The 13,158-nt window shown below is 31.8% G+C and carries 9 protein-coding genes; all 9 read left to right on the top strand.

The window, feature by feature from the left end; genetic code table 11:
• The 9 genes from ABXG81_RS03700 to ABXG81_RS03740 all read left to right on the top strand — a co-directional run bounded on the left by ABXG81_RS03700 (nucleotide 1) and on the right by ABXG81_RS03740 (nucleotide 13,113).
• Complete coding sequence (locus ABXG81_RS03700) at nucleotides 1-717, top strand: tyrosine-protein phosphatase (protein WP_117520861.1); 717 nt, start codon at nucleotides 1-3, stop codon at nucleotides 715-717.
• Between the two features lie 9 nt (nucleotides 718-726).
• Nucleotides 727-1,629 (top strand): DNA-binding protein WhiA, encoded by a 903-nt coding sequence (gene whiA, locus ABXG81_RS03705; RefSeq protein WP_209813599.1) that lies wholly within the window; start codon nucleotides 727-729, stop codon nucleotides 1,627-1,629.
• A 25-nt stretch (nucleotides 1,630-1,654) separates the two neighbouring features.
• Nucleotides 1,655-5,104: a DNA polymerase III subunit alpha gene (locus ABXG81_RS03710; protein WP_353529172.1), complete on the top strand. Its 3,450-nt coding sequence runs from the start codon at nucleotides 1,655-1,657 to the stop codon at nucleotides 5,102-5,104.
• 8 nt (nucleotides 5,105-5,112) lie between these two features.
• On the top strand, nucleotides 5,113-6,072 hold the full coding sequence (gene pfkA / locus ABXG81_RS03715) for a 6-phosphofructokinase (RefSeq protein WP_117520867.1): 960 nt from the start codon (nucleotides 5,113-5,115) through the stop codon (nucleotides 6,070-6,072).
• Nucleotides 6,073-6,084: 12 nt separating this feature from the next.
• Complete coding sequence (gene pyk, locus ABXG81_RS03720; RefSeq protein WP_117520869.1) at nucleotides 6,085-7,863, top strand: pyruvate kinase; 1,779 nt, start codon at nucleotides 6,085-6,087, stop codon at nucleotides 7,861-7,863.
• On the top strand, nucleotides 7,863-9,110 hold the full coding sequence (gene rlmD, locus ABXG81_RS03725; protein WP_209813602.1) for a 23S rRNA (uracil(1939)-C(5))-methyltransferase RlmD: 1,248 nt from the start codon (nucleotides 7,863-7,865) through the stop codon (nucleotides 9,108-9,110). The genes pyk and rlmD overlap by 1 nt, the downstream gene beginning before the upstream one ends.
• 85 nt (nucleotides 9,111-9,195) lie before the next feature.
• On the top strand, nucleotides 9,196-10,659 hold the full coding sequence (locus ABXG81_RS03730; RefSeq protein WP_117520895.1) for a hypothetical protein: 1,464 nt from the start codon (nucleotides 9,196-9,198) through the stop codon (nucleotides 10,657-10,659).
• A complete protein-coding gene (locus ABXG81_RS03735; RefSeq protein ID WP_117520897.1) occupies nucleotides 10,659-11,768 on the top strand; it encodes a hypothetical protein in 1,110 nt (369 codons plus the stop codon). Before ABXG81_RS03730 ends, ABXG81_RS03735 begins: the two co-directional genes overlap by 1 nt.
• 724 nt (nucleotides 11,769-12,492) lie before the next feature.
• Entirely contained in the window at nucleotides 12,493-13,113 is a 621-nt protein-coding gene (locus ABXG81_RS03740) for a HEAT repeat domain-containing protein (RefSeq protein WP_117520899.1), read from the top strand.
• Nucleotides 13,114-13,158 lie beyond the last annotated feature (45 nt).

Raw genomic sequence — 13,158 nt, forward strand, 5'->3', positions numbered from 1 at the left:
ATGCAGTATTACAAAAGACTACCTTTAGAAAATGTTAAAAACGCCAGAGAACTTGGTGGAGTACCAACAATGGATGGCAAGGTCATCAAATGGAACAAGTTCTTAAGGACAGCTACTCTTGATGATATTAGTTTAGAGGAAATTAAAATTTTAAAGGATTATGGAGTTGAGTCTGTAATTGACTTAAGACGTGAAGGAGAAATCCCTTTTGATAGTGAAAGTCATAAAAATATAAAAGAAAATTTTAACTTCAATCATATTTCCCTAGCTCCGAATGAAGAATTTACTAAAGAACAAATCAGACAGATTATGGATAGAGAGGTCTCAGTAGGAGCTACATATAGAAACTTGATTGACAACTTCCCTAAAATTAGACAAATAATGGATGTATTTGCTAATACTAACGGTATTACACTCTTTCACTGTCAAGAAGGTAAGGATAGAACAGGAATTGTATCGATGATATTGATGGGTATAGCTAATGTTGGTAGAGCAGATATAATAGCTGATTATGAAATTTCCTCAGCCTATCTTGGGTACATAGAAAGATATGATGAGAATGAGCCTTATTCAGTATTTAGGATAACAAATCCTTATTACATGAAAGAAGCTTATGAATATATAGAACGTAAGTATAAGAGTTTTGATGAATACTTGCTATATGCAAAAGTTGAGCAAGAAATTATAGATAAGGTAAGAGATAAATTATTAAGTTAAGGTGATCTTATGTCTTTTTCGAAAAGATGTAAAAAAGAAGTATTAAAGAAACAATCAATCAATGCTATGGCCGAATTATTGTCCGTAGTATTTTTTATCGGTTCAATTAGAATATCAAATAGTAGTTATAAGATAATATTTAAAACTTATTCTAATACTGAAGCTAGGTATATATATAACTTAATAAAAGAGTGCTACAACTATTCTTCAACTTTTGAAATAAAAGATATAGAAAATGAAGAAAAAGATAGACTTTTTACAGTTATTATAGAACAAAGCAATATATCAGAAGATATTATCGAAAAAAGTTATGGATTTTTTATAAGTAATGATGTGGATTTAGATGATGTTGCTTTTGACGACATAAAATCATATTTAAAAACTGCATTTGTCTTTAAAGGGTCAATTAATGACCCTCAAAGAGGGTATAATCTAGAAATATCAGTACAAGATATTAATCAATGCCATTTGTTGAGTGAATGTATGGATATATTTGAACTGAATCCAAAAGTAAATAATAAGAAAGATTCTTATGTTGTTTATCTTAAAGATAGTGATAAGATATCAGACTTTTTAGCGATAATTGAAGCAAATAAATCTTTGTTTGAGCTAGAAAATGTTAGGGCTATGAAGTCTATAAGAAATAATATAAATAGACAGACAAATTTTGATAAGGCAAATATAGATAGGACTGTCCATGCGTCTGTTAAACAAGTTGATGCAATAAATTTACTAATATCAGAAGGATACTTTGATAGTTTATCAGATGATATGAAAGAGATTGCCAATTTAAGGATTGATAATCCTTATGCATCAATTGAGGAATTAGGTGCTATGGTCAATCCGCCTATGAGCAAGTCTAAAGTTAATTATCGCTTACAAAAGTTTATAAAAATAGCAGAAGACTTATGATAGATAGCTTTTATGAGGAGCAATTATGGAAAATAAATTTACCCATTTACATGTTCATACTGAATATTCACTTTTGGATGGATTTTCTAGAATCGATGATATTTTAGATAAAGCCCAAAGTTATGGTATGGATAGCCTTGCTATAACAGATCATGGTCAGATGTATGGTGTTATAGAATTTTATAAAAAAGCAAAAGAACGTGGTATTAAACCAATTATTGGTTGTGAAGTTTACATATCTGATAAAGATCATCTTATAAAAGATCATACTAATAAGCGTTACTACCACTTAATCCTCCTTGCAAAAAATAATAATGGATATAAGAATCTTCTAAAAATAGTTTCAGAAGCTTATGTAAATGGATATTACTATAAGCCAAGAGTAGATTTAGATTTTATAAAAAAATATAGTGAGGATTTGATAGCTTTAAGTGCTTGCTTAAGCGGAGAAGTAAGCCAGAGGATACTTGAGGGTGATATAGGAAAGGCATATGAAACTGCAAATAAGTATAAAGAAATATTTGGGAAAGGAAATTATTATTTAGAATTACAAAACCACGGACTTAATAAACAAGAAAAAGTCAATGAAGTTTTGGCAAAAATGCATGAAGATTTAGATATTGATCTAGTAGCAACTAATGATGTCCATTATATAAATAAGGAAGATAGTTACTATCAAGATGTTTTATTATGTATACAAACAGGTGCTTTGGTAAAAGATGAAGATAGAATGAAGATGCCATGTGATGAGTTTTATCTAAAGTCATCAGATGAGATGTATGCAATATTTAAAGACTACAAAGAAGCATTAGAAAATACTAATAAAATTGCTCAAATGTGCAATGTAGAAATGGAATTTCATCACCCACATTTACCATATTTTTCAAAATTACCGGATGGATTATCTAATCTTGAATATTTAACTCAATTAGTTGACGAAGGGCTTTCTCAAAAATATGAAAAAGTAAGTGAAGATATTAGGAAAAGAGCAACTAGAGAGATTAATGTTATTAATAGCATGGGCTATGTAGATTATTTTTTAATAGTATGGGACTTTGTGAGATTTGCAAAAGATAATGACATAGCAGTAGGGCCTGGGCGTGGTTCTGCTGCAGGGTCTCTAGTTTCTTATGCACTTGATATAACTCAGATTGACCCTTTAAAGTATAACCTTATCTTTGAAAGATTCCTCAACCCCGAAAGAGTGTCAATGCCTGATATAGATATAGACTTTGATTATGTAAGGCGTGATGAAGTTGTAGAATATGTAAATGAACTTTACGGTAGAGACCATGTATCCCAAATAGTTACCTTTGGTAGGATGCAAGCTAGAAATGCTATTAGAGATGTGGGGCGCGTTTTAGATATTTCATATGCTAAAGTAGACAAAATTGCAAAGCTTATTCCGGCTGTTATAAATATGACATTGGATCGAGCTTTGGAAGAATCTCCTAAATTTAAGGAAGCTTATGATAAAGATGCAGAAAGTAAAAGATTAATTGATACAGCAAAAAAACTTGAAGCTCTACCTCGCCATACGTCAATTCATGCTGCAGGTGTCGTAATTAGTAAGCAAGTCCTTACAGATATAGTTCCTTTGTCGATATCCAATGATCAGATTGTAACTCAATTTAATATGACTGAGATAGAGGAGTTAGGTCTATTAAAGATGGATTTTTTAGGCCTTCGAAATCTTACAGTTATCAAAGATACAATAAAAGATGTTAAAACAAATCATGGAGTAGATATTGACATTGATAATATAGACGAAAATGATCCAAATATAATAAATCAGTTCAATAAAGCTAAAACTATAGGTCTTTTTCAATTTGAGTCAGCAGGAATGAGAAATTTCCTTAAGAATCTAAAACCTACAGTTTTTGATGATTTAGTTGCTGCCAATTCCTTATTTAGACCAGGTCCTATGGATGAAATTCCAACCTATATTCATAATAAAAATCATCCAGAAGATATTTGGTATTTAGATAAAAAACTCAAACCAATTCTAGGAGTTACTTATGGAATAATAGTATACCAAGAGCAAGTTATGCAAATAGTTCAGCAATTAGGAGGGTTTTCATTAGGTGAAGCCGATAACCTAAGGAGAGCTATGAGTAAGAAAAAAATGGATGTTATGGAGGCTAATAGAGAAGTTTTTGTCAATGGAAAAATTGATGAAAATAAAGATGTAATTATTCCAGGATGTGTTAGAAATGGTGTAAGCGAAGGTGTTGCCAATAAAATTTATGATGAGATGATTTCTTTTGCTAAATACGCATTTAATAAGTCCCATTCAGCTGCTTACTCTCTTGTAGCAGTGCAAACAGCTTATCTTAAGTATTATTATCCAGAAGAATATATGGCAAACCTCATATCTTCTGTTATGGATAGTGCATCCAAGCTTTATTTATACGTGAATGAAGCAAAGAGTATGGACATAGATGTAATCGCACCAGATGTTAACCTATCATACAAAAAGTTTTTTGCTAAAGATGGAAAAATTATATTTGGACTTTCTGGTATTAAAAATCTTGGTACAAACTTTATATCTGCTATTGAAGCAAGCCGTAAAGCAAACGGTAAATTTATAAATTTCAAAGACTTTCTAGAAAGAGTTGAGGAATATGATAGTAGAGCTTTAAATAAAAAGGGACTGGAGTCTTTGATTAAAGCTGGGGCCTTTGATAGTATGGGATATAAAAGATCAAGACTAATGGCTGTTTATGAGAAGGCTATGACTAATGTTCACGAAGGACAAAAAGTAAATGTAAAAGGTCAGATGAATTTACTTGATATGACTAGTAATAATGAAGCAAACGATGATATAAACTTACCAGATATAAATGAGTATCCTAAAAAAGTAAAGTTATCTTTAGAAAAAGATGTGTTAGGATTTTATATATCAGATCATCCTTTAAGCGAATCAAGTGATAAGTTAAAGGATTTAGTAAATTTTAAGACAAATTATAAAGATGAACTTATGGATGATCAAATACAAAGTCTAGATAATAAATTTGTTACTATGGCAGGTATTATTACAGGAAAATCTGAAATAATGACCAAAAAAAGAAGCCTTATGGCATTTGCAAATATAGAAGACCTTCATGGTTCAATTGAACTTGTTATTTTCCCAGAAATCTATAAAAAATATAGAAATTTAATAGAAGATGATAATGTAGTCCTAGTTAAGGGTAAATTACAAGTGGACGATGAAGATATAAAGTTATTAGCTCAGGAATTTATAGATATAGAAAATTTAAATCTTAAAACTTTATATATCAAAACTTCTTATAATAGGTATAATGAATTAAGAAGGGTTTTAGCAAAAAATACAGGGGATACTCCTGTTGTAATATATTTTGAAGATAAAAATAAGTCAGTAAAATTAGATGAAAAATTACGGTTTAATATAAATGACGAATCGATAAATATATTAGAAAACTTTTTAGGAAAAGGAAATGTTAAGTTCAGTTAGGAGTTTATATGAATACTATAGGCATTTTAACAAGCGGTGGTGATGCCCCAGGTATGAACTCAGCCATAAGAGCTGCTGTTAGAACAGCTCTTAATAATGGTATGAGAATAAAGGGTATCAGAAATGGATATGATGGCCTTATGAAAGGTGATATATATGAAATGAATGTATCATCGGTTGCAGATATAATACATAAGGGAGGTACTATCTTAGGAACTGCAAGAAGTACTGATTTTAAAAATAAGGAGGGCCAAGAAAGAGGAGCACAAATTCTTTCAGATTATGGTATAGAAGGACTTATAGTAATTGGTGGAGATGGATCTTTTAAAGGAGCTAAGGCCTTATCAGATTTAGGAATAAAGACTATAGGTATACCAGGTACTATTGATAATGATATGGGGTATACGGACTATACTATTGGATTTTTCACAGCAATTGAAACGGTTATAGATGCCATAGGCAAACTTCGCGATACATCTAGTTCTCATGGACGTGCTGTTGTAATAGAAGTTATGGGTAGAAATTGTGGAGACCTTGGTTTATACTCGGGTCTTGCAGGAGGAGCGGAATCTATTATTGTTCCAGAACATGAATTTTCTATAGATGATATAGTAGAAAAAATGGAGCATGGAAGAAAGAGAGGAAAGCTTCATCACTTAATTACACTTGCTGAAGGTGTAGGAGACCCATATTCCATAGCCCGTGAACTTGAAGAAAGAACTGGGATAGAAACTAAGGTTACAATATTAGGTCATGTTCAAAGAGGAGGTGCACCTTCATCCGTTGATAGACTTTTAGGTTCTACCATGGGATCTCGTGCAGTTGAGTTGCTTCTTGAGGAAAAAACAGGTCTTGCTATAGGGTATGTAGACGGTAAACTGATAGAAGTAGACATAGATCAAGCAGTCGGCAAAAAATCACAATTCGATGAAAATTTATATGAATTAGCTAATAACTTATCTAAATAAAAGGAGTTAATAATGAATAAAACACCAGAAATTTTAAAAAAGACTAAAATAGTTTGTACCATTGGACCATCTTCTGAATCATCAGAGATTCTAGAGCAGCTAATAGAAAATGGTATGAATGTAGCAAGGCTTAACTTTTCTCATGGTAGTCATGAAGAACACTTAGCAAAAATTAAAAATATTAGAAAAGTTAGAAGAAAATTAAATAAACCAATAGCTATAATGCTTGATACTAAAGGTCCAGAAATAAGAACAGGCAACTTTAATGTAGATGAAGTATATCTAAAACCAGATGACGTATTTACTCTTACAACTCGTGATGTAGAAGGTACTCAAGACATAGTATCTGTATCATATGAAGGTTTACCAGATGATGTAGAAGTAGGATCAAATATTTATATAGACGATGGTCTTGTGCAATTAGAAGTAACTGAAATTAAAGATGGTACAGACGTCATTTGTAGAGTACTAAATAACGGAGTACTTTCAAATCATAAGGGTGTAAATTTACCAGGATCTAAGACAAATCTACCAGCTATAACACCAAAAGACATTGAAGATATCAAATTTGGTATTGAAAATGACATTGATTTAATAGCTGCATCATTTGTTCGTAAAAAAGAAGATGTTTATGAAATTAGACGTATCTTAGAAGATAATGGTGGAGAGCATATAAAAATTATTTCTAAAATAGAATCACAAGAAGGTGTAGATAATCTTGAAGAAATTATAGAAGCATCTGATGGTATCATGGTAGCTCGTGGAGACCTTGGTGTAGAAATCAGAACAGAACTTATACCAATAGTCCAAAAAGAAATGATTAGAAAGGCAAATCTTGCTGCTAAACCAGTAATAACAGCAACACAAATGCTTGATTCTATGATAAGAAATCCAAGACCAACAAGAGCTGAGACCACAGACGTTGCCAATGCTATCATAGATGGTACAGACTGTGTAATGCTTTCTGGTGAAACAGCAGGTGGTAAATATCCAGTGGAAGCTGTAAAAACAATGAGAAATATTTGTATTACAACTGAACTATCAGATGACTTTATAGAAAACATCTATGAAACAGATATTTCTGCATCAAATACTACAACAAATGCTATTGCTAGAAATACTTGTGATATTGCAAAAGAATTAGATGCAAAAGCAATCATCTCTTGTACTTCAAGTGGTAATACATCAAGAATCATTTCTAAATTTAAACCACAAACAAATACAGTTGCAGCAACTACAACAGATAGAGTAGCTCGTCAACTTTCTGTAGTTTGGGGTGTGTATCCAATAGTTATCCAAGAAGCTCAAGAAACAGATGAACTTATTGAACGTGCTATATTTGGTGCTATCAATGAAGGATTTGTAGCGGAAGGTGATATAACAGTTGTAACAGCAGGTATTCCACTTGGTATATCAGGTACTTCAAATCTTATCAAAGTTCATACAATAGGTGATATCATAACATCAGGTACAGGAATAGGAACTAAGTCTGTTTCTGGTAAAGTTTGTCTTGCATCAACTAAAAAAGAATTAGAAGAGAAATTTAATGATGGAGATATCATAGTTGCTAAATTTACCGATGCGGATATTACAGAATATATCCAAAAGGCAAGTGCTATAGTAACAGAAGAAGGTGGCCTAACAAGCCATACAGCAATAGCAGCAGTTCATTTTAGCTTGCCAGCAGTAGTTGGAGCATTCAATATCAGAAATCTTGTAAAAGATGGAGATACTATTACTGTAGATCCAATAGGTGGAGTAATCTATAAAGGAGAAGCAAAAGTTATCTAATGATTTTAAAAAACATTAAGATAATTGATGTCCTACAAGATGGCAGAGGAGTAGCTCGTACAGAAGGAAAAATTGTCTTTGTCGAGAATGCAGTTTATGGAGAAACTCTAGATGCCGAAATTATAGCAGAAAAGAAAAACTTCTTAGAGGCTAAAAAACTAAATACTAAGATAAAAAGTGATTATCAAAGAAAACCTCCATGTCCATATTTTTATGAATGTGGAGGTTGTTCTATAATGGACATCAATTACCAAACACAAATAAAGTTAAAAAAGAATTTAATAAAAAATGCCCTAAAAAAATCTGTTGGATTAGACATAGAAGATTTAGAAATAATAGAAAGTCCAGAACTAAGATATAGAAATAAAGTACGCTTACAAGTAGATGAAGATGGTGGACTAAATTATCTAGAAGCATATTCTAAAAAAAAGGTAAAAATAGATGATTGCTTGATAGCAAATGAGCTTTTATCTAAAAATCTAAAAGAAATCCAAGATATAACAAGGTCTATAAATAATGAATTTGATGGACCTATAGATGAAGTTACTATTAGATCAAGCGAAGATGATATTTTATTAAATATTCATGGAAATTTTAATGCTGAGTCAATTAACTTTATTAAAGAAAAATATAACGAACATAAATATTCCATAAATCTCTTAAACGCTAGACAACTAATTGTTATTAGTGGAAATGGCTACCTAGACTATAAGATAAATAATAAATCATTTAAAATAAGTGCCAACGACTTTTACCAAGTAAATGATTACCAAATAGAAAACTTATATACACTAGCAAGAGAATTTTTAGGAAATGAGCAAAAACTCTTGGACCTGTACTGTGGATCAGCAACAAGCTCCATGTCAATCAACGATGATCATATAGTAGGTATAGAAATTAATAAAAACGCTATCAAAGATGCCAAAGAAAATGCCAAAAGAAATAATCTCAAAGATTATAAATTCATAGCAAAAAATGCAAAATTCATCGATAGCAAATTTATAAAAGAAAATAAAATCGACGCAGTAACAGTAGACCCACCAAGAGCAGGACTAGATAAAGAGGTAGTAAAAACAATAGCAAATTCAGGCATAGACAAAATAGTCTACATCTCCTGTAACCCGCAAACTCTGGCACGTGATATAAAAAGGTTTATGGATAGGGGATATGAGCTTAAAAAAATAAAAGCAGTAGATATGTTTCCTCAGACTATGCATGTGGAGGTAATTTCATGTCTTAGAAAATAATTTGATTTATATATATTATATATTTTTAAGATTTATTATAGGCCAAAAAAGTTTAGTCTTATATAAAAAAATATGGAGAGAATAGATGGATATATTTAGTAAAACAGATAAAAACAGCGGTTCAGTTATGTTATTGGATCTTGGAATAAGCGAAGAAGGATTTGACTTTGCTTATGATATACAAAAAGCTATGGAGATTTCCGAATATGAGTTGGATGCAATTACTGTAAAGCTTAGCGAGAATGAAAATACACTGAAAAAACTTACTCCAAATTGCGATAAAACAGATTATATCCTTGCTTCTTCTAGTGGTGCCTTATGTGGAATGATGGATATTTTTCTAGTAGAAAAGCCTGGTGATTCGCAGCTTGTGGATATTTCAGATAAGTGGTTTGAAAATCGTATTATGGATTTTGCGAAGCTTTGTGGATGGGATTACAAGAGCAATGATTCTCTTACGTCAGCAATTAAACATCTAGAGAAAAAATTTAAGATTCCATACGATCAAACAGGTGCTGGTGATGCAGCCGGATTTGTCTTTGATCTAAATCCAAGAAACCATCATTTTAAATCTATGGCTCACAATCTGAGCTTATTAGGATTATTTTTTTCAATTTTTGATCAGTTTGCAAATACTTCTCACTTCATATCTTCTGGGGAATTGATTTCTCTGCAGGAAGCTGATAATAATTTTGAGCTTAGAGGGAATAATTTTTCTAGTAAACTATTCTGTGGATTTGTAAATTGGTTTGGTCATTTGATTTCAGATATGTCAGGTTCATCAGCAAGTAGGGGACGAGGCATGGGAATACCATCGCCATTTTGGACTTGGACTAACGATATTATTGCTATGAAAAGAAAATTAAATATTAATACTTTAGATTTTGATAAATCACTAAATGAATTGGCGCTTCAAATATATAGTAATGGATATGATCTAAGGTTTGAAGCAACTAAGGCAATTCCTGTATTTGTTAATGAGTTATTAGTGAGGTTGATATATTCTGTTAGACGTTTGTTTATATTTTTTATGCAAACTCCAAAAGATGACAGGTCATTTAAACATATGTGGGAATTTTCCCAGCCTTTTTCAAACGCAAGTGTAAAGAGGATGCTCACTGTAGCTCATGGGACTTTTTGTTTGATAGATGTAGGAGATGCCGTAGCACATGGATTTATTTCTGGAGGCGGAAGTTTTAATGTAGCTGATTTCTTTTTACGATTAAATATTGTAGGTATAGGAAGATTTAGTATTTCATTGTATGGTGAGATAAGTCGAGAAGTAAAACGAAAATCATTCAAAAAAGAAGAAGTAATTTTAAGGCAGGAAAGAATAACTATGATTGACTATGTCGAAGGCTTAAAAATACTTGCAGAAGTTTATGATGATAGATACCTCCTTATATTCACAGAGGAATTAATAGAAAGTGAAATGTATATTAATGCTTTTGAAAAATCAGTGCTTTTAGCTGAGAAAAGAAATGTTCCAAAGGATCAGATATTACGAAGTAAAGCTGACATTGATTCTTATTTTAAAGGAGGCAGATAATGGTAAATCTTTTTAAAAAAAGCAAACTTAAGCAAGCGCAATATAAAGTAGAAGCTGCAATAAATATTACCAACATAAAGATTGATGATCTCGGGAAACATACTGGAGACTTATATGAATCACTGACAGCAATCGGGGATTTATTTGATAAAATCAAAAATGTTCCAAGTGAAAAGATGGCACAATACGAAAACTGGAAAAAAGTCAGATCTGACTGGAAAGACAAAGCAGAAAAAATAGAAACAGACTATAACAAAGTAGCCAAAAGGAATTTAGGTGGTGGTGCAGCTGGTGCAGGTCTTGGAATCGCAGTCGTAACAATGGGGCCAACAGCTGCTATGGGAATTGCAACCACATTTGGACTTGCATCAACAGGAACTGCTATTTCCACCCTAAGTGGGGCCGCAGCTACAAACGCAGCCCTTGCTTGGCTTGGAGGAGGAGTCTTAGTTTCTGGAGGTGGAGGAATGGCAGCTGGTAATGCTTTTCTTAGCATGGCTGGTCCTGTGGGATGGGCTATCGCTGCAATTTCTCTTGTAGCCAGTGGCTTAATTTTATGGAAGAATAGCGGTGATAAAAAGCGTTTGGAAAATCTTTTTATTGCCATAAGTAATAGAGATGTAAAGTCATATGAGCTTGCAATTATAGAAATTATTGAGCGTATAAATCGCATTATCGATGAGACTAATAAATTAAATGAGGCAATTACTCTTATCAAGAGTTTTGGCTTAGACTATAATATTATGACTGAAAAACAGAAATACACACTTGGTTCTTATGTAAATTTGATGAATTCATCAACCCAGCTTTTGACAAATCCCATAATAAATTTAGAGCCAAAATTTACTGAAGTAGATTTTGATACCTTCATAAATTCTAAGACTATAAATATGAAAGCTAGCTTATGTAATGATAATAAGGCCCTAATTATCTCACTAGCGAATTTGCTTTATAAGATTGAAATAGATGAGGAAACTAAAATACTCTTGTGGAAGTCTTTAAAGAAAAATAAGGAGATGCTCAAATCAATGGGTATATCAAAGAAAGAACTTGATATTGATCTTATGAATATAGTTTCTGAGGCTTTAGAATTTATATATCAGAATTAAGGAAAGATTATATATAATTCGATATATTTTTATTGATAGGGCCACATATGCTATACCCCTAAATTCTTTATTTTATCTATAGCAAGAAAATAGACTTATTCAATAGCCTTCTAAATAAAGTGGTTCCTGACATTGTTTTTTTAAGCAAAATTTATTAGGGGCAAATTTGTGGGGTCACCTTAAAAGAGTTAGCATCCAAAATAGATACAAATAACATGTCCAATCCATCATTTATGATGTCTTGTGTGCAAAAGCCCCTTTTGCCTATAAAAGAGAGGATGGTGTGTATTTAATACCGATTGCTGCTTTAAGGCCTTAATATTTTCTAGTATTTATGGATATATTCCCACATACGAGGCTTTTGAAAAATATGAAATGTTATCTATACTGACCACTCAAGCCACGTTGAGAGTGTAGTATTGATTACGAAAATATAGAGGTATAAAAAAAGCAACCTGTGAAGAATTCAAAGAGTATGATCCTGGAAAACATGGATTAAAGGTTACAAATCTTCTTACTAACAGATCTGCTGGAAAAATAAAAGAGGACAAGGAAAAATCTACAGAAAAGATAGATGGTGTTATCGCTACAATCATGGCTCTTGATAGGGCGATAAGATGTGGGAATGATACAAGTGAGTCTGTTTATGAGGATAGAGGATTGATAGTATTTTAATGAGAGTATAATATCAATAACTAATACTTGTTTTTTGAGGTGAGTTAATTTGAATGAATATATATCTAGTTTAGAAGAAGAATTTTCTTTGATAGAGCATGGATTCAAAGAGGAAGAAAAGAGAGCTCTAGAAGATTATAAGTCTAGTGATAATCAATACATTAAAAAATTAGCATTGTTAGCTTATAAATCTAATGTATATCAAGTGAGAATGTACGGCGTATTTTTATTAGGTCACCTATCAGATGACGATGAAATTTTAACATTTATGAGAGATGAAGTTTCCAAAGATGACAGTTGGAGAGTTCAGGAAGTATTGGCAAAGGCATTTGATGAATTTTGCAAGAAAATAGGATATGAAAAAGCACTTCCAATAATTGATGAATGGTTAGAAAATGATAATCCGAATACGAGGAGAGCAGTAACGGAGGGATTAAGGATATGGACAAGTAGACCATATTTCAAAGAAAATCCGAACGAAGCTATTGAAAGATTAGTCAATTTAAAAGAAGATTCGAGTGAATATGTAAGAAAATCGGTTGGAAATGCTTTAAGAGATATCAGTAAAAAATTCCCCGAGTTAATTAAGAATGAATTGGTTAGCTGGAACTTACAAAGCAAAGAAATTAATCAAGTGTACAAGTTAGCAAGTAAGTTTATTGACTTATAAATTGTAAGTAAAGAAACTTTTTTTGGACTCTATGTCAAATAGTGT

This window comes from Anaerococcus nagyae (assembly GCF_040364225.1).
Lineage (GTDB): Bacteria > Bacillota > Clostridia > Tissierellales > Peptoniphilaceae > Anaerococcus > Anaerococcus nagyae.